The sequence below is a fragment of the Streptomyces sp. NPDC043876 genome (assembly GCF_056435825.1).
In genome coordinates this window covers 863985-880994 of sequence record NZ_JBWKDV010000003.1, presented here as the reverse complement: position 1 = coordinate 880994, position 17010 = coordinate 863985, and the positions used below count along the sequence as shown (strand labels likewise).

Below are 17010 nucleotides of genomic sequence, written 5' to 3'. Positions count from 1 at the left end.
CAAGGGGTCCTGCTGTCAAGCGCCGTACGGGACCGGATGCGGCGGAGTAAACAGAGCCGGATTCGAACCGGCGTCAGACCCCCTTGTAGGGGAGCGCGTCGACCACTGCTCCACCTGCCCCCGCCATCAGGCTCATGAGGCGGCTAGCCGACCTGTACCAGTCCTCACTCGACTGGAACCACCCGGCAGGGGGCGAGGGCTGGACGGTCGAGGGCCGGAGGGCTGAGTTCGGTGTCAGTCAGGACTGACACCGGTTCAGCAAGGGCACGTCACATCGGGAGAGAGAACAAACGCACGCACTGGCCCTTGAGGCCAGCAGGCGTTGGCGTGCAGGGGCGTCACCATGGTCCGCAGCGGCATGGTCACCAACCGGTTTTCGGGCTGTTCGACGTGCACCTCCTGGTCGAGCGGGGTGCCATCCGAGGCGCTGGTACAAGGGCGCGAGCGCAGGCCGGCAGAACAGGAGTGCGTGGTGAGGACCCATGGCACGAGCATGGGCGAGTACAGCTGCGACGACGCGTCGTGCCAGCCCCCGGCCTTGCATGTCGGGTGCGACGGCCACTCCGCCGACGCCCACCACTTCTGCCTTGACCGCGCCGATCGCGACGGGCAGCCGTAGCAGGCCGGCGTGTGCCACAAGCCGCCCGGCCATCATGGAAGTCTGTAGACGCCGTCGAACCCGCCCCGAGCAGCTCGTACATGATCACCACCGCATCGAGCACCTCAACGCGCGACGGGTGGTCATCAAAATAGGTTGGTTGGCGGTTGGCCAGGCTTTGATCCGACCCCCACCGCGGTACCCCGAGGGAGATTGGCGCTGCGTTCAGGGGTGGTTCAGGGTGATCACCCATGATCGGCAGGAGGTGCGGAGGCGAAGGTTGGTCCAGCGCGGGTACCGCGCTGATCCGAGCGCCCGCCCCGTACTCAGGAGCCACCGATGACCACTCGTCCCCGCGCTGCCCGCCGTCTCAGCGTCACTTGCATGGCCTTGGCCGCACTCGCCACCGGTCTGGCTGCCGCCCCCCATGCCACGGCCTCGACCACCACGCACACCTCCCCCAAGGACACCCGCGGCGCGACCGCGGTCCGGGCGTTGCTGGCCACCCTGCCGGACGAGGTGACGGACGCGGCCGTGGTGCGGGTGGCCGGCGGGGGCACGCGTAGCCTCTACACCGGGACGGCCGGAGAGGTGCAGGCGGGCGGCCGCTTCCCGGTGGGCAGCATCACCAAGGTCTTCACCGACGCCGTGGTGCTTCAGCTCGTCGCCGAGCACCGGATCGGCATCGACGAGCCCGTCCGCCGTCACCTGCCCGAGCTGCTTCCGGCGAGCTACGCCGCCGTGACGGTACGCCAGCTCCTGGACCACACCAGCGACCTCCCCCGTCCGGCCCGGGTGCCGCTCGGCCCCCGCGAAGTGGTGGCCGCCTCCTTCGCGGAGGACGCGGCGAGCCACCCCGGACGCGTCCCGGCTCCGGGAACCATCCAGCAGTACAACGGGCTGAACAGCTTCGTCGCCGGGCTGCTCGTGGAGGCGGTCACCGGGCGCTCCTACGCCGATGAGCTCGACCGCCGGATCCTGCGCCCGCTGACCCTGCGCAGCACCGGGCTCTCCGAGGACCCGACCATCGCCTGGGCCTGGTCGGAGGGCGGCCTGACGTCCACCCCCGGTGACCTCGACGCGTTCCTCAAAGCCGTGCTCGGCGGGCGGCTCCTGCCTCCGGCCCAGCAGCGGCACCTCTTCGAGGTACCCGCCGTCCCCGGCGCCGCAGAGAACACCAGCTGCCCCACCAGCGCGGCCTGTTTCAGTGCCGGCGGCCTGATGGGAATCGAGCTGAACGGAACGAAGATCTGGGGCAAGACCGGCTCCAGTGGCGGCTGGACGAGCGGCGTCTTCGCAAGCACCGATGACCATCGCCGGACGGTCTACACCCTGCGGCCCAACGCCCAGGCCACACCGAAGCAACAGCGCGCCCGTGTCGTGGAAGTGGTCAAGGCGGCCCTCACCACCCACTGAGGATCTCCGCCTGCTGTCACCCCAGGCGGAATCCCGGTCACAAAATTCGCACCGCACAGCAAGCGGACCCTGACCGGTGGGCACGTGCGCTGCCCGGACGCCTACTCCTGCGCACCTTCCAGCGGCCCGCGCCCGCCTGGAACCTCGTTGCCATCGGCGTCGGAGACCGTAGCGAACCACGAGGTGGCCCAGATGGTTATCCGGTTCGGCTCATGGGCCGTCCCGAAGGGGTGGTCGTCCCAGTCACCAGCATCGGCACGGGGTTGCCCAGCTTCTGAATGGCCTCATGGCTGAAGTCCCCGGCCTCGGGCATGTTCTTCACCAACGGCGCAGTGAACCGCTCGGCCGGGGTGGGATCGGGCTCGTCCTGCTTCTTTCTCCTCCACATGGCCCCCATTGTGCTCCCGACCCCCACGGCACCCAGGGGTTGGTTCACCCTGCGACCGGCAGGTCACTGGTGCACTCCCCCGCCGGGGGCGAACGCTTCGTCAGGTAGCAGCTGAGGCGCACATGCCGGCTGCCGAGCGGGGTATGCGAGGCTCACGACCCCAAGGAGGCACCATGTCCGCGTTGTTGACCCGCATCAAGCAGTTCGCACGCAGCCCGCAAGGCCAGCGTATGACCGCCTCGGCCCGGCGGGCCGCCGCCGACCCCCGCAAACGAGCCCAGGCCGGACGACTGCTCAACCGCCTGCGCGGACGCCGCTAACGGACCGGCCGCCGACGGCTCCGCCGGTCGACGCTTCCTGAGCCGACAGTGGCCTTGGGAGTTCGGGTCGGGCATTGCACCACCTGGCATTGAACCACCCAAGCGCCTTGGCGTACGTCGGCCCTGGAGACCGCCCGAGCCGAGTAGCGCTCTGGCCCTCCGCCAGTGGGCAGTTCGGTCACGGTGCGCGTCCTCGTCCTTCAGGCAGAGACCGGTCTGCACGACGCCGTCGGCACGCGCGATCTCCAGGAGGCGCTGCCGCCGCAACCGGTCCCAGGCCGAACGCGATGGTCTCCGTGAGGACGGCCGCCGCAGTGTCTCGTGCCTCTCGGGCTTCGACCCGGGGAGGGGGAGGTGGCTTTCAGCTGGTCGGGCCGGGCTGGGGCGGCAGGAGCGGGGTTTCCCTCCGCGTCGGAGGCCGGGTCTTCCCGAACCCGGTCGGGCGGGGGATCCGCTGCCACAGGCGGCCCAGGGACCGGTAGAAGCGGTCCGGAAGGAACACGGCGTCCGCGACGATCATCACTCCGGAGAAGAGCGGTAGTCCCAGAAGGACCGCGATTCCGAGATGCAAGCCCAACAGCATCGTCAACACAGGGTATTTGAGTCTGCCGAACAGGACGAACGGGAACGCGACCTGTAGCAGCACGGTCAGGTAGCCGACGACGGCGACCGCGATGAAGTGCTCGTCCAGCATGAGGGACAGCGTGGGCCATGGCCGGAACAGTGCGAGGTTCATAACGTAGTGGAGAGCGGTCCCGTTGCCCCAGGAGCCGCCTTGCACCTTGTAAAGACCCGCGGACCCGTAGAGCAAGCAGACCTGGGCGGCGATGACGAACATGCCGCAGTTGTGCAGCACGGTAACCACGGTCCGACGGAAATCGTGGGACATGCGCCGGAGTTGGCCACCGTCCCCTGCCGAATCCCTGTTCCTTAGCGCGTCCAGGGACCAGCGTCGGCCGCACGCGGTGAAGACGAGGTAGACCGACATGAGGAGGATGAGGTTGTCACCCCCGTCCGTCATGTAGATCGCCCGGGCGTGGAACGACGCCACGACGACAGCGAACAGGGCGGACACGGCCCTGGTGTGCCAACCCAGCATGAAGAGCGCGGAGGTGATCAGAGCGACCGCGTAGCAAAATTCGAAGTACGCGCGGCTGTCGGAGAGGGTGAGGACGCTGACCCATCCGGTCTGGTCGAACAGCTGCTTCGCCAGTGAGGGTGTCCACGGCGAACCGGGACCCCAGATCTGGTCGCGATGCGGGAACTCGCGCAACAGGAAGACGAAGTAGAGCAGCCCGTATCCGATGCGCAGGACCGCGGCGCCGTACAGGGAGACGGGCCGATCGGTCAACAGGGCAAGGAGCCTGCCCATGCGGTCGAGGATGGGTTCTCCCGCCGGACGGGTGGGCGCGACTGCTGGGGCCGGTTCAGTGTGTTGCATGGGGAGTCACTTTCCACCAGGGCAGGTAACGGGTCTGAACGGGCGCGGCGCCGGCCGCGGGCGAGTGCGTACCCCCCGCTGGGTTCGGGGCTGCGACGGGGACCGTGACCACCCGCAGCTGGATGGAGTCGAAGCTGCCGCGCCAGTGGTCGGCGATGCGGGACGCCGCGATGTTGCGTAGATACGTCCGCATCATCACGGCTCGTTCCGAACGCGGTTCGTCGTCACCGCCGAACGCTTCAAGGTAGGAACTCCAGGCCCGGCGCAGCATGTTCTGTGCCGTGTGGCTGGGGAAGGGGTTGTGCTCGACCGCGGAGGCGTCCACGGCGCTCAGGTCGAACCACCCGCTCACCTGGACCGTGCCGTCGGGTGCCGTCCTCTTGGTCCTCGCGGAGATCTGCCGGTTGACCGACTCCGGGTCCGGGGCGAACAGCCGCCAATTCTGCTCGAACAGGGGATAGACCCAGGCGTTGATCGGCCGGCTGTACAGCTGCGAGACCGCGTTCGTCGGTGCTACATGCAGAAAGACGAGGAGGACATGAGTCAGCGCTGCTGCCAGACACAGGACGACGGTGATCGCGACCCCCACCGTCAGCGGGCCCCGCGGCGCTGGAGCATTCTCGTCCGCGTGAGGTCCCCCACCGCGGTCCTCCGACCCGGTCCTGCCCGCTTCGGCTTGCTTGGGCTCCGTCGCATTCGCTGACGTCGGGCTGCCCAGCACCGCTCCACCCAGCTTCCCGTCGAGATTGCTCATCCATCCGTTCCTTCGGGCTTCGCGGGCGGCGTGCGAGGTAACGGAAGTTCCGTCGCACGCCGCCGTCCCCTGCAGCGGGCCCTGCCCCGGCAGTCAGCCCGCTGCGGGATCTACGTGCGGTCCGCTGCTGCGGCCCGCATGGTGTGGCGAGCACTCACTCGTGGTCACCGGATCCGCCGTGTCCACCCTGCTCGTCATGCCCACCAGGCTTGCCGTGGTCGTGTTCGTGTCCGTGTTCGCCAGGCTTGCCATGGTCGTGTTCGCCAGGCTTGCCGTGTTCGTGGTCGCCAGGCTTACCGTGGTCGTGGTCGTGGTCGCCAGGCTTACCGTGGTCGTGGTCGTGGTCGCCAGGCTTACCGTGGTCGTGGTCGTGGTGGCCTGGCATGTGGTGACCAGGCATACCGGGCGGCTGGCCGCCGGTTGCGCCGCCCAGCGTTCCGCCCGTGATCGGTCCCGCAGTGCCGCCTGTGGTGCCGCTCGTGGTGGTACCGGCGATGAGGCCGCCCGTCGCTCCACCCAGCACGCCGCCCAGAAGGCCGCCGCCCGTCGTCTGGCCGCCGAGGACGCCACCGAGGACGCCTCCCGTCGGCGCGCCACCGGTCGCGGTGCCACCGGTACCGCCCGTGGTACCGGTACCGCCCGTGGTACCGGTACCGCCCGTGGTACCGGCGATGAGACCGCCGGTGACCAGACCGCCCGTGGTTCCGCCCGTGGTGCCGGCGGCACAGGTCCCGCGGTTGATCGTGTTGGTGTCCATCGTCACCGCGCCGTTACGGGCCAGCGCCCGACCGTCGATGTCCGCGCCCGTGGTCAGAGAGATCGAGGTCAGGGCCATGATGGTGCCGACGAAGTTGGTCTCGGTGCCGAGGGTGGCCGAACTTCCCACCTGCCAGAACACATTGCAGGGTGAAGCCCCGTTGATGAGGGACACGTTGCTGGAGCTTGCCGTGGTCAGACCCGAACCGACCTGGAACACCCACACCGCGTTGGGGTTGCCCTGGGCGTCGAGGGTGAGGGTGCCCGTGAGCCCGAGAGTGGAGGGGGCGGTGTACACGCCCGGAACCAACGTCAGGCCCCCGACGTCCGGGGGAAGAGTCGCGTCCGTCGCCTGTCCTGCGGCATTGTTGTACGCCGCGACCAGGTCGCTCTTGGCCTGGAGACCCACGGGGTCAACCGGGCCGGAGTGCACGGTACCGTTCACGGTCCCGGGCGGGAATCCGCTGATGGCTGTTCCCGGACTCACTCCGAGGTCGCCGGTGATGACGGTGGGGCCGGTGTTGGTGATCTCGGAGCCGGCCAGCACGGCAAGGCTGGTGGCCGTGCCCAAAGGTACGGGTGTTGCGATCGCATATGCCCGGGTGGGCGTCACCGCGATCACGGCAGAGGCGATCACCGTGGCGAGTACGGTCGCGATCCAGACCGGCGTTGTGCGCCTGAGCGCGTCGCCAGAGATATTCAGGGTCATCGAATGGCCAACTCCTGTGAGGGGATGGTGGCATGTCGGCAGGTAGCGGTCACACAGAACCGTCGCACCGTGGATGGCATATTACGCAGAAACTTGCCATGGGCCGGGATTTCCCCGGCGGTTCCTCTGCGCACCATTCGCACCGAGAGACAAACAATAAAAAACAACGAATGACCTAATGGGCCACATGGGGGGAACTGGGCACCCCTCGAAGCCTCTTTTCCTGCGTGGGGAGAATTCTGTCGACCGACGGAACCGAACAGGATTAGGGCAGTGCACGACACAACGCCAAGACTGGCCCAACTCCCCCCGGTTCGTGGCACTCTGCTGCTCTGAAATGGTTCTCGGAGCGGAGGAACGCACCCCGTGGTCGTCGACATCAATCCCACCGTCAGCAGGCGCCGGCTGGGATCGGAGCTTCGCCGGCTCCGACAAGTCAGCGGTATGACGACACAGCAGGTAGCAGAGCGACTGTTCATCTCCCAACCCAAAATCAGCCTTCTGGAAAACGGTCGCCGCCTCATTAAGCCCCGTGACGTCCGCGATCTCTGTCACCTGTACGCGGTGCAGGACCAGCAACTCGTCGACGCCCTGATGCGGCTGGCTCAGGAATCGGGTCGTCTGGGCTGGTGGAACGCCTACGGCGAGGTGCCGTACGGCGCCTACATCGGCCTGGAGGCCGAGGCGGCCACGATCCATACCTATGAGCCCCTGGTGATCCCAGGCCTGCTACAGACCCCGGCCTACGCCCGAGCGGTCATTGCAGGAACGATCCCCCACGCCACCGACGACCAGGCCACAACCCGACTCCAGGTGCGGCTGCGGCGCCAGGGCCGGCTGAGCGCCCCCGAGGACCCACTGCGTTTATGGGCAGTATTGGACGAATCAGCGCTGCGGCGCGTCGTAGGCAGCCCAGAGGTCATGCGCGAGCAACTGGAACATCTCAACAACCTCGGCGCCCAGCCGCACATCACCGTGCAGGTCCTCCCGCACGAGGTGGGGGCCCACCCCGGTGTCGCAGGACAGTTCTCCCTGCTCGAGTTCGCCGACACCACCGATGTGAGCGTGGTCTATCTGGAGAGGTTCACCAGCGACCTCTACTTGGAGAAACGATCCGACGTTCGGCTCTACCGCGACATGTATGCGCATATGCAAGCCCAGGCCCTGAGCCCAGAGGACACGGGGAACTTCATCACCGAAACAATCAAGGCATACGTCGGCACGTAATTCCTCGCCCTGGGCCGGGCTCGACGGAGGCGAGGGGGCCGGGGCGGCAAAGCCAGACTTCCGGCAGGAGGCCCCAGACGGAGTCCGCGGGCGCTGGTGCAGGCGTCGAACTTGTCGCCCTTCCTGTCGCCAGCGGCGTGCTGGTTGGTCTCCAGGAAGCCGCCGTTGTCGTCGTAGATGTTCCACGGGCGGACGACATCCGCCACCCGGACGGTCTGGTCGGTTGGCGTGGAGGGCTGGGCGAAGATCCGCCACTGCCCGGGGCTCGGTCCTTGGACTCCGAAGTCGGAGCCGACGGCCGCCAGGTGTTCGGCGACCTGGCGAGACTGCTCCGGGCGCAGCGGGACGGTCCGGCCCAACGCGCGCAGCCGCCCCGGCGTGTCGTAGCGGGCCCAGGACGACGCCGTTCTCGGATGGACGCCCTGGAGTGCACCGGCGAGGCCGACGGCTTAGCTTCGCAGTGCGATCCCGTTGTCCTCCGGCCGCGGCGCGTCCAGGCGGTCGAGAGGGCAGTCCCATGGCAGCCGTGATGACGTCTTCCTGGCTTGAGATCACACCCGATGTGCACGACGCTTGTGCGCCAGAAGTGGGATGGGAAGACGATGCCCCGGACGGATACGTGCTGCAGGCGCCCGCTCCTGACGGACGCCTGCCACCCGGGGGCCGGCTCAGCGCTGTCGGCGCCGCCAGACTGGATCGCGGCGAGGCGAGAGGCTGGAGGCGGCCCCGCAGGTCTGCCCCGACCGCTGGTAAGCGGGGCACGCCGCCGCACTACGAACGAAGCGAGGCAGTCATGACAGCGACAAACCGACAGGACACGCCAGTCGCAATGGAGGGCGGAGGCGTCGAACTCCGTACCCGAGCGGTCGGCGGGGACCTCTCCGTGGCCTTCGTACAGCTGCCTCAGGGTACGGACCTGCGGCCGGCCCTGAAGGGACTGACCGATGACCTCTGTCAGTGTCCTCATTGGGGGTACATGCTCAAAGGCCGACTGAAAATGGTGACGAAGGACGGCGAGGAGGTCTACGAGGCGGGACAGGCCTTCTACTGGCCGCCCGGCCACGCCCCCGTGGCCATTGAGGACTGCGAATACGTGGACTTTTCACCGACCGACGAATTCACCACGGTCATCAACCACCTCACCTCGCAGGGCTGAGCCCCAGCTGTCAGCAAGAAGTCCGGCCCGGATCGGGTCGGGTCGGCGGGGGCGGACGCTGGGCATGCACCGACCTGGCATCCGCCTCGGCCTACGGACACGGCGGCGCGAATGATCAATCGCCGGAAAGCCGTGACGGCCGCGAACGGACCGGTCGTCATCCGCCCCACCCGGGCAGATTCAGTTGACACCGCCGGTAGCGAGGGAATGCCGTACATGTCGCGCAGCCCGCAATGCGCACGGGCGCCGACTGCTCAGCCTGGGAGATCATCCCGAACAGCTCGCCAGACTGGGCAGTCAGGCGTGATCGCGGACTTCGAAGAGCTCCAGCACGCCGGTGATCTCCAGCAAGAGATGCAACTGGGACGGCAGCGGACCGACGAGCACCACCGGAAGCCTGTTACGCCACGTGATCAAGACGTTGAGGAACGAGGAGTCCGCGAACGTCACGCCGGTGACATCGAGGACCAGCATGCGGGCAGACTCGGCTTCCCGCTCACAGGCGGCCGACAGAGGGCCGATGGTGTCTATGTCGAAGTCCCCCGAGCACACGATCACCCGCGTGTCGCCCGCTTCGGTCCGAACGCTCACCCTCGACGACTCCACCGACCTCACCCCCTCGTGCGCTGACACCGATACTGACCGTACCCCGCAGCAGGGCGATGCTGCACCGGCGCCTCTTCCCTGCCCGTACGAGCGGCCGGGGAAGCAGCCGACGCCGGTCGGGTAAGCAGTCCCGCGCTGGAAGACCGCGAACGGGCACGGGCCAGGCATGACACCGCTCCTGCTCTTCTTCGTGCCCCTGGGTTCTGGCCCTGGTCCTGGTGACCAGCGACCCGCCACACGACCACCGGCGCCGTGACCGCTGACCGAACGACGTAGCACGCCGACGAGCCGAGGCCGTACACCTGCCCTTCGGGCTGCATGGCCGGTGCGGCCTTGGGCAGGCGGACGGTGTGAAGCAGCCGACAACCGGCCCCAGCGACTGCGCCCATGGACACGCACCCAGCTCCAGCGGCGTAGCTCAGCCTGAGCCACCCGCCACCGCAGCCGCCGCCCGCGAGCAGGTCAGCGCCCTCTTGCGGAGTGCGGGCATCAGCCTCGACAGTGTCAGCGCCGCGGACGCGCTCCTGGTCACCACCGAACTCGTGGTCAACGCCATCCGGCACGGCGGCGGCATCACCGCCTTCCACATCGACATCACCGACGACTGCTTCCACCTCAGCATCGACGACAGGAACCCGCGCGCACCCGCCACCCCCGACGGTGATCCCTACCGTGAGGGCGGATTCGGCTGGGCGCTCATCCAACGCCTCACCCACCACATCGACATCACCACCCGCCCTCAGGGCAAGACCATCACCATCACGCTGCGTCTGACCTGAACCGCCCGTCGCGCAGCAGCCCCAACCCACCCCCGGCAGCCGCGACCCGCCAGCTGTGCTGAGGCGCTCGACCCGCGCGGCCGGACGGGGGCCGGTCCCGCAGCCCCGGCCGGCAAACCGGCCAGCCTGCCGCGGCGTAACTCCTTCGTTAGGGTGAATGGCATGGACATGCGAAGAATTGTCGCCGTGCTGGCCGAAGAAGCCGAGCAGCAGATCCGCGACCGGATGTGGGCACTGGCACCGAGCGAACGCGCTCTCGCACTTCAAACCGAGGCGGGCCTGCACGAGGCCGTGGGCCCACCCGACGTCCAGGAGGCACTGCCGCCGATCGACCGGCTCGGACAGCTACGGGACACCCTGGCCGTCCTGGCGGTCTCCCTCGCCCGGACCCACGGTCGCCTGGCCTGGTTCCTCTCCGGCGCCATCGACGCCCTCGAGCCCGTCCTACGCTGGCGCGCCCTGCCGGCCGACCGCGGCGGCACCTTCGGAACCATCCTCCCCACCCCCGAGCAGTACACAGAAGCCGAAGAAGCCGTCCGTCGACTCCGCAGCACCCTCGCCCAGATCGCAGCCGCCGCCGACCCGGGCAGCGTTGCCCCGCCTGAGGAAGGAAACGGCGCCTGAGTCTTCCTGCTGGCAGTGAGAGAGGGCCGCTGCCGGCCGGCTCGGTGGTCCCCGGCGGGGCTACGCGGTGGCCGTGTCCTGGGTGCGGGTGTGCGCGACGAGAGCGTGGGCGGCGGTGGGGTGGGCCGGTAGCAGGGTGCTCAGGCCGGTGAGGTCCAGCATCCGCGCGAGGCGGTCGGGTACGGCGGCCAGGACCAGGGTGCCGCCGGTGGTCGTGGCGCAGCGGAGGATGCCCAGGAGGGCGTTGAAGCCGGAGGAGTCGCAGAAGGTGACGGCTTCGAGGTCCAGGATGAGGTGCCGGTGGCCTTGTTCGATCAGGGCGAGTGCCTGGGAGCGCAGGTGGGGGGCGGTGGCTATGTCGAGTTCCCCGGCGATGTGGGCCAGGGCGAGATCGCCGTCGGTGTGGTGTGTGGTGAGGCGGAAGTCGGTCACGGTCGGCTCTCCGGCGTCTGGACGGCGGGGGCGATGGTATGGGCGGTGGCGGCGACGGTGAGGGCAGCTGCGGTGTCGGTCAGGGGGACGGACAGGGCCAGCAGGGCGACGTCGTCTCCGGCCCCGTGGGGTGTGGCGTCGAGGAGGTCGACGGTGTCCTCTATGACCGCGGTCGCGCCGACGGGACCGGTGCGGGCGGAGAGGAAACGGGTCAGGCCGTCTTCTCCGATCATTTCTCCGCCCAGGGTGCGGGCTTCGGTCAGCCCGTCGGTGTAGAGGAGCAGGCCTTCGCCGGGCGCGAGGTGGAGGGTGTGGGAGGCGAAGCGCGCCTCGGGGAGGGCACCGATGAGCATGCCGCCCTTGAGCTGGACCGCTTCCACGTCCCCCTGGCCGCGCAGGTGGTAGGCCGGCGGGTGCCCGCCGGTGGCCACCGTGACGGTGAACCCGGCTTTCTCGTGTGGTTCCAGGGTGCCGAAGACCGCGGTGCAGAACCGGGTGCCGACGGCCGGGTCGAGGAGCAGCGCGGTGTTCAGGGACGTGAGGACCTTGTCGGGGTCCGGGTCGATCTGGGCGGCGGCACGCAGGGTGTAGCGGGTCAGGGAGGTGACGGCGGCGGCTTCGGGGCCCTTGCCGCACACGTCTCCGAGGAAGAAGGCCCACCGTGTGCCGTCGAGGGGGAAGACGTCGTAGAAGTCGCCGCCCACGTCCTGCGGGGAGGCGGTGGCGTAATGGCACGCCAGCTCCAGCCCCGGTACGACCGGCAGTGCCGGCGGGAGCAGGGTGCGCTGGAGGGTGGAGGCGAACGCCTGGATGGCGGCCGTGTCGCGCTCCGCGCGCTCGCGGGCCTCCTCCTGCTCGACGCGTCGCTCCTGCTCGGCGCGCAGGGCGTTCAAGGCCGCCAGGCGCATCTCCAGCTCATCCAGCACGATCGCGGCCAGGTCCGCGAGGGTGGCGGTGTCGTCCTCGGTGATCAGGCGCGGTTTGGTGTCGAGGATGTTGACCGTGCCCAGCCGGTGCCCGTCGCCGGTGATGATGGGCGCGGCGGCGTAGAAGCGGACCGCCATCGGCCCGGTGACCAGGCCGTTGCTGAAGGCGACGGGGTCGGTGAGCGTGTCCGGGATCACCAGTGTGTCGTCGGCGAGGATGGCCGAGCCGCACAGGCCCGGCTCGCGGCTGATCTCGCTCACGCCCTCCAGGCCGTGGGCGGCCTTGAACCAGATCCGGTCCTCGTCCACGATCGTCACGGTTGCCACCGGCACCTTGAACAGCCGCGCCGCCATCGCCGCGACGCGGTTGAACGCACCGTCCGGCGGGGTGTCGAGGATGTCGTAGCGGCGCACGGCGTCCATCCGGGCCGCTTCTTCCACCGCACTGAGCGTTCGCCGGCCTGGCGTACCCCCCGGGCCGGTCGCATGTCCCGCTTGCGGCATCGTCTGCCTCTCCCTGCCCCGTCGGCCTGGACGGCCGGCAACGGCGGCAGCCTAGACCAGCCTCCTGCCGTCAAGAAACCGGAGGTGAGGTCCAGGCCGATCCACTCGGTGATCTCGTCCAGCAAAGCGCAAGGGTGCGGCCAGGTCGAAGGGAGGTGAACTTCGCGCAGGGCGTCGATGTCGATCGGGCCGGGGAAGCATCCTCAGCGACGACCTGGGCGAGGCGGGAGGGCAGGTGCCAGTGCCCTATTTCACCCGTTGAGCGATCCGATGGGCACGTCCAGCCTGCTGCCCTGAGTACCGATACGGCCACGTCCGTGACGGAGTCTCCTGGTGGTGCACGAACGCGGCGCGCACCACGTACACCATCCAGGAGATCGCCCAGCAGGCCGTCGACCGCATCATCGCGGACCACTTCACCACAGTGAGGGAAGTCCCTGGGCAAGATGTACCGCCCAGACGGCGTCACGGTGACCGGCGCCGGTAGCAGCGACCGTCCGACGTATTACCAGCTCGGCTACGGAGAGGACTTCGGTCTGACCACCCTGACCGAACGCCTGAGCAGCCGAGGCTCCGGCACCGGGCCAGCCGGGGTCCTGGGGCGTGCGGAAGAGATCGCCGACGGGTCCTAGGGTGAGGAGGCCGTCGAACTGGGTAAGGACGCTCGCCGGCTGCGCTTCCGCGCTCCCGGAACGAATCCTCCGCACGGTGTGGCTGGCCTCCACCGGCAACGCCTTCGACCCGGCCGACCACCGTATGACCTGCCGTGGCTGGCTGGAGCGGATCTCGGAGGTGTCCACAGCACGGCTCCGGCAGAACAAGCGCTCCTACACCCCGCCGCCGGTGCGGCCGGTGCGGGACGTGGGGCTGTGTCAGGCGGTCGTGGCGGAACTCCGTATCACGGCGCCAGCCCTTGCCGGCGCGTCGGCGCTGCCGGACCTCGTCGATGCCCTGGAGCGGGTGGTGCGCGGCGCCGACGGTGACCTCGGCATGCGGCTGTTCCTCCGCGCGCTCAAAGCCCACGCCGTGCCCGTCCCGTATGAGCAGTACCGCCGCCTGCTGGCACTTGGCCGACAGCTCGGCCTCCCCGCAGGCACCGTCCACGACGGCCATCACATCGTCTGGCCGCAGGTCAGCACCACCAGGCAGGGCCTCTCCGGGGATTTCGGCCTCTCCCGACTCGCCCGACGGTTCACGGCGGGGTGGCACTACCGCACTCCCCGCGCGACCGTTGAGAACGCCGTGGCATACGACGGCTACGAGAGGCCTCCGGGCTCCGAGGCGGCCCTCTTGTGGGAGGACACGCGCCGGATGCTCGACTCCGGACTGTCCGACGGCACCATCACCGTGCTGTGGCTGTCCGCGACGAACCGGGGCCACACCATCGACGAACTCGGCGTCGGCGGCCGGGAATGGCTGCAGCAGGTCGTGGAAGTGTGCGAGGAGCACCTGACCGCAGTCGCTCCCGCCTACCTCCCGGTGGCCCCGGCCGATCACACCGATACCGATGACGCGGTCCTCCGCGAAATCGGGACATGGCACCCCTCGCCGCGGGCAAGGCGATCAGCCCTGCATTCCGTCCCCTGGAGGGCCCCACGGTGGTGGAAGCACTGGAACAGGTCGTCACCCGGATCGACTCCGACCTCGGATTCCGCCTGTTCCTGCGGCTACTGGAAGTCCTGCACCTGCCGCTCACCGAGGAGCGTTACGCCCGGTATCAGGCCCTCAGTAGCCGTTATGAGTACGGCGAGGACCATCTCCTCTTCTCGATCGACCACCTGGTGCAGCGCAGCTGATCCACCTGCCGCTATCGGTGTAGATCAAACCGAGCGCCCTCCCTGGCAGAGGGGGCTCGGCTTATAGTCGGCGTCGCGTCGGGTTTGGCTAGCAGCCGGGTTCGGGTCGGTACGCGGATCACACCCCCGGTGGAGGTGTGATCCGTGCAGTGCCGGGAACACCGATCAGCCCCGCCAGTCCCGAACTGCAGCCCGATGGGCATGCCGATGTGGGATGGCAGCGGTGAGACCGCTGCTGCCGGTGCGGTCGACGCGGCCGATGGCAGTGCCGGCGGTGATCCCTGCTTCCCGCTCGGGGCGTACGAGGGCCACCTTCGGAATATCGCGGATGTCCCACGCCGTGGCGAAGTGTCCCTTGAAGGTGACGGGTCAGGGCACCTCGGCCGGGGGCCGGCCGCGCTGCCCGTCTGCCGGGCCCGGGACCGCCATGGTGCAATGGTGCCTGTCCGGTGCCGCCTCGGCGCGCATCCTCGCGCATCCGGGTCGAAACCCCCGGCGGCATCGAACTGTGGAGGGTCGCTGTGACCGCAGGAGCACCAGGAGACGGCGGAACGTCTCGTGCCGGCGGGGACGCAAGCCGCCGGGGTGAGGCGATGACGTTGGCGGGGGCGTTGGAGGCTGCCGAGGTCGCCGCGCCGGTGGAGTCGCTGGACGTCGTCGCACGCATGCTCAAGGAGCATCTCCAGGCGGCGTCGGTGTCGTTCCTGATCACCGACTTCACCGGTAGTTCAGTCGTACGCCTCGGAGCGGCCGACAGCGTCCACACCGGCGAGCCGCCCCAGCGGATCCGGCTGCGCGACACCCTGTACGAAGGCGTCATCCGCACCCAGCAGCCGCAGATCGAACACCGGGGCGAGGGCCAGTACGTGCGCGTGATCGCCCCGGTGACCAACCGCGGAGACGCCCTCGGACTCCTCGAACTGTTCCTCCCCGCCGTGCCGGACGCGCAAGTGATGCGGGAGATCGGCGAGGCGGCACACGCGCTGGCCTACATCGTCATCGCGAACCGGTCCCACACCGATGTGTACCAGTGGGGCCGGCGCACCAAGCCGCTGAGCCTGGCCGCCGAGATCCAGCACCGCCTGCTCCCCGCTTCCCTGGCGTGCGAGGCGGCGCAGTTCGCGGTCGCGGGTGCCCTGGAGCCCGCCGAACACGTCGGAGGCGACACCTTCGACTACGTCATCGACCGTGACACCGTCCAGCTGTCGGTGACCGACGCCATGGGCCACGACGTCGACGCCTCGCTGCTCGCCACCCTGGTGGTCGGCGCCCTGCGACGGGCCCGGCGGGCGGGCGCCGACCTCGCCGAACAGGCCCGCCAAGCCGACCGGGCCATGCGCGAACACGGCCGCAGCGGCTTCGTCACCGGCCAGCTGCTGCGCATCAGCCTCCTGGACGGCAGTACCGAGTTCGTCAACGCGGGACATCCCTGGCCGATGCGCATGCGCGACGGAAAGGTCGAGGAGATCGTGCCGAAAGTCGACCGGGCGTTCGGCCTCGGCACCCGTCCCTCCGAGGCCAACGACTACCGCGTGCAAAAGCTGGACCTGCGTCCCGGTGACCGGCTGATCATGCTGACCGACGGCATGCTGGAGCGTCGCGCCGAGGGCTTCGACCTCGCGGATCTCATCGCGCGCACCCGCGAACTCCATCCCCGCGAAGCCGCCCGTACCCTCATCAAAGCGATCGTCGACGCGTGCCACGGCCACCTCGACGACGACGCGACGGTCATGTGCCTGGACTGGCACGGCGTCCACAACTCCGAACGTGACGCCGTCCACGGCGCGGACCTCACCGACGCCTCACCACCGGCAGCGGCCGCCCCCTAAGCCGGGTCCTCGGCGGTCACCTGGCGCTTGGTGAACCGGTGCCACCAGTGGTGGCGCCGGGGATGCACGGCGCGACCCAGCCGGAGGCCTATCAACAGGTAACCGAGGAGAGCGCCCGCGGTGTTGAGCAGAACATCATCGACGTCGAAGGCGCGCCCGGTGATGAGAGCGCCTTGGACGAGTTCGACGAGGAGCATCACGAGGGCGGTGGCCGCCGCCACCCGGACCAGACCGCGCGTTCGGGGTACCAGTACCGGCAGCAGCACACCGAACGGGATCCCCATCACGATATTGCCGCCGAGCTGCTTGACCGTGTCAGCGGCCGCGGGATGCACGAGATAGGCACGGATCGAGTCGCCAGGGCGCAGGTTCGTGTGCGTCAACGGCACGGATGCTGCCGAGGATTCCAGCGTCAGCCGGGCCAGAACAACCGCGAATGCGACTGTTCCGGCGAAGGCCAGCATCATGGCCAGTACGCGGCCGAGCGCAGACAGGGGAGGTTCTCCTGGCACCCGCTCCCCCGGGTTTTTCGCGGTCTTGTCACGCAGGACTGTCCGCGTCATGACGAGCTCCCAGCCGTGGGTAGTTTGCTTGGACGTTCCGATACCCGCGTTGTGGGGTGCGATTCACGCCGGTTCAACGCAAGGGCCCGCAAGGGCCCTATGTGTCCGTACGGACAGGCTCGCCCAGGAGATGGTGAGCGAGCATGCGGCGCAACAGCGTGTCATCGGACGCTGTATGGACCGTGG

17 protein-coding genes and 1 pseudogene are annotated in these 17010 nt (G+C 68.9%); 9 read left to right on the top strand and 9 right to left on the bottom strand.

Translation table 11 applies throughout. The features are described from left to right. Positions 1-255: 255 nt before the first annotated feature. Positions 256-646, bottom strand: a pseudogene (locus AC0693_RS13460) (GNAT family N-acetyltransferase); the annotation flags it as partial. Between the two features lie 336 nt (positions 647-982). On the opposite strand from AC0693_RS13460, the gene AC0693_RS13455 reads away from it, so the two are divergent. Further along, positions 983-2014, top strand: coding sequence for a serine hydrolase domain-containing protein (locus AC0693_RS13455; RefSeq protein ID WP_478801800.1), 1032 nt, complete (start codon positions 983-985; stop codon positions 2012-2014). Positions 2015-2210: 196 nt separating this feature from the next. Here AC0693_RS13455 and AC0693_RS13450 read toward each other — a convergent pair whose 3' ends face one another. After that, positions 2211-2402, bottom strand: coding sequence for a hypothetical protein (locus AC0693_RS13450; protein ID WP_478801799.1), 192 nt, complete (start codon positions 2400-2402; stop codon positions 2211-2213). Between the two features lie 173 nt (positions 2403-2575). Between AC0693_RS13450 and AC0693_RS13445 the strand changes: the two genes are divergently transcribed. After that, the gene (locus AC0693_RS13445; protein WP_468469393.1) at positions 2576-2722 is read left to right on the top strand and encodes a hypothetical protein; all 147 of its coding nucleotides are present in this window, start codon (positions 2576-2578) and stop codon (positions 2720-2722) included. Positions 2723-3083: 361 nt separating this feature from the next. On the opposite strand, the gene AC0693_RS13440 is transcribed toward AC0693_RS13445, so the two are convergent. The 3 genes from AC0693_RS13440 to AC0693_RS13430 all read right to left on the bottom strand — a co-directional run bounded on the left by AC0693_RS13440 (position 3084) and on the right by AC0693_RS13430 (position 6382). After that, positions 3084-4094, bottom strand: coding sequence for an HTTM domain-containing protein (locus tag AC0693_RS13440; RefSeq protein ID WP_478801798.1), 1011 nt, complete (start codon positions 4092-4094; stop codon positions 3084-3086). A 55-nt stretch (positions 4095-4149) separates the two neighbouring features. Further along, entirely contained in the window at positions 4150-4917 is a 768-nt protein-coding gene (locus AC0693_RS13435) for a DUF5819 family protein (protein ID WP_478801797.1), read from the bottom strand. Between the two features lie 154 nt (positions 4918-5071). Beyond that, entirely contained in the window at positions 5072-6382 is a 1311-nt protein-coding gene (locus tag AC0693_RS13430; RefSeq protein ID WP_478801796.1) for an ice-binding family protein, read from the bottom strand. A 366-nt stretch (positions 6383-6748) separates the two neighbouring features. Between AC0693_RS13430 and AC0693_RS13425 the strand changes: the two genes are divergently transcribed. Continuing rightward, positions 6749-7609, top strand: coding sequence for a helix-turn-helix domain-containing protein (locus tag AC0693_RS13425; RefSeq protein ID WP_478801795.1), 861 nt, complete (start codon positions 6749-6751; stop codon positions 7607-7609). Positions 7610-8606: 997 nt separating this feature from the next. Beyond that, the gene (locus AC0693_RS13420; protein WP_469318388.1) at positions 8607-8765 is read left to right on the top strand and encodes a hypothetical protein; all 159 of its coding nucleotides are present in this window, start codon (positions 8607-8609) and stop codon (positions 8763-8765) included. Between the two features lie 297 nt (positions 8766-9062). Here the strand turns inward: AC0693_RS13420 and AC0693_RS13415 are convergent, their stop codons facing one another. Beyond that, positions 9063-9356 carry an STAS domain-containing protein gene (locus tag AC0693_RS13415; RefSeq protein ID WP_478801794.1) on the bottom strand — a complete coding sequence of 98 codons (294 nt, stop codon included), beginning with the start codon at positions 9354-9356 and terminating at the stop codon, positions 9063-9065. Between the two features lie 365 nt (positions 9357-9721). Between AC0693_RS13415 and AC0693_RS13410 the strand changes: the two genes are divergently transcribed. Together AC0693_RS13410 and AC0693_RS13405 are read left to right on the top strand one after the other, a co-directional pair. Continuing rightward, positions 9722-10150: an ATP-binding protein gene (locus AC0693_RS13410; RefSeq protein ID WP_468469407.1), complete on the top strand. Its 429-nt coding sequence runs from the start codon at positions 9722-9724 to the stop codon at positions 10148-10150. Positions 10151-10312: 162 nt separating this feature from the next. Beyond that, complete coding sequence (locus AC0693_RS13405; RefSeq protein ID WP_478801793.1) at positions 10313-10774, top strand: hypothetical protein; 462 nt, start codon at positions 10313-10315, stop codon at positions 10772-10774. Positions 10775-10834: 60 nt separating this feature from the next. On the opposite strand, the gene AC0693_RS13400 is transcribed toward AC0693_RS13405, so the two are convergent. Both AC0693_RS13400 and AC0693_RS13395 read right to left on the bottom strand, forming a co-directional pair. Continuing rightward, positions 10835-11206, bottom strand: a complete 372-nt coding sequence (locus tag AC0693_RS13400; protein WP_469318385.1) for an STAS domain-containing protein — start codon at positions 11204-11206, stop codon at positions 10835-10837. Next, entirely contained in the window at positions 11203-12573 is a 1371-nt protein-coding gene (locus AC0693_RS13395) for a PP2C family protein-serine/threonine phosphatase (RefSeq protein WP_478801792.1), read from the bottom strand. The genes AC0693_RS13400 and AC0693_RS13395 overlap by 4 nt, the downstream gene beginning before the upstream one ends. A gap of 509 nt (positions 12574-13082) precedes the next feature. On the opposite strand from AC0693_RS13395, the gene AC0693_RS13390 reads away from it, so the two are divergent. The 3 genes from AC0693_RS13390 to AC0693_RS13380 all read left to right on the top strand — a co-directional run bounded on the left by AC0693_RS13390 (position 13083) and on the right by AC0693_RS13380 (position 16261). After that, the gene (locus AC0693_RS13390) at positions 13083-13268 is read left to right on the top strand and encodes a hypothetical protein (protein WP_478801791.1); all 186 of its coding nucleotides are present in this window, start codon (positions 13083-13085) and stop codon (positions 13266-13268) included. Between the two features lie 76 nt (positions 13269-13344). Next, positions 13345-14499, top strand: a complete 1155-nt coding sequence (locus tag AC0693_RS13385) for a hypothetical protein (protein WP_478801790.1) — start codon at positions 13345-13347, stop codon at positions 14497-14499. A 526-nt stretch (positions 14500-15025) separates the two neighbouring features. Next, the gene (locus AC0693_RS13380) at positions 15026-16261 is read left to right on the top strand and encodes a PP2C family protein-serine/threonine phosphatase (protein ID WP_478801789.1); all 1236 of its coding nucleotides are present in this window, start codon (positions 15026-15028) and stop codon (positions 16259-16261) included. Here the strand turns inward: AC0693_RS13380 and AC0693_RS13375 are convergent. Next, positions 16258-16824, bottom strand: a complete 567-nt coding sequence (locus AC0693_RS13375) for a VanZ family protein (RefSeq protein ID WP_478801788.1) — start codon at positions 16822-16824, stop codon at positions 16258-16260. The genes AC0693_RS13380 and AC0693_RS13375 overlap by 4 nt on opposite strands. Positions 16825-17010: the final 186 nt, after the last annotated feature.

What these genes read in the sequence shown, in the direction of transcription:
- AC0693_RS13455 (WP_478801800.1), top strand. Translation starts at nt 983, where the DNA reads ATGGCCTTGGCCGCACTCGCCACCGGTCTGGCTGCCGCCCCCCATGCC.
- AC0693_RS13405 (WP_478801793.1), top strand. Translation starts at nt 10,313, where the DNA reads ATGGACATGCGAAGAATTGTCGCCGTGCTGGCCGAAGAAGCCGAGCAG.
- AC0693_RS13430 (WP_478801796.1), bottom strand. Translation starts at nt 6,382, where the DNA reads ATGACCCTGAATATCTCTGGCGACGCGCTCAGGCGCACAACGCCGGTC.
- AC0693_RS13380 (WP_478801789.1), top strand. Translation starts at nt 15,026, where the DNA reads ATGACGTTGGCGGGGGCGTTGGAGGCTGCCGAGGTCGCCGCGCCGGTG.
- AC0693_RS13375 (WP_478801788.1), bottom strand. Translation starts at nt 16,824, where the DNA reads ATGACGCGGACAGTCCTGCGTGACAAGACCGCGAAAAACCCGGGGGAG.
- AC0693_RS13445 (WP_468469393.1), top strand. Translation starts at nt 2,576, where the DNA reads ATGTCCGCGTTGTTGACCCGCATCAAGCAGTTCGCACGCAGCCCGCAA.
- AC0693_RS13390 (WP_478801791.1), top strand. Translation starts at nt 13,083, where the DNA reads ATGTACCGCCCAGACGGCGTCACGGTGACCGGCGCCGGTAGCAGCGAC.
- AC0693_RS13450 (WP_478801799.1), bottom strand. Translation starts at nt 2,402, where the DNA reads ATGTGGAGGAGAAAGAAGCAGGACGAGCCCGATCCCACCCCGGCCGAG.
- AC0693_RS13420 (WP_469318388.1), top strand. Translation starts at nt 8,607, where the DNA reads ATGGTGACGAAGGACGGCGAGGAGGTCTACGAGGCGGGACAGGCCTTC.
- AC0693_RS13435 (WP_478801797.1), bottom strand. Translation starts at nt 4,917, where the DNA reads ATGAGCAATCTCGACGGGAAGCTGGGTGGAGCGGTGCTGGGCAGCCCG.
- AC0693_RS13440 (WP_478801798.1), bottom strand. Translation starts at nt 4,094, where the DNA reads ATGGGCAGGCTCCTTGCCCTGTTGACCGATCGGCCCGTCTCCCTGTAC.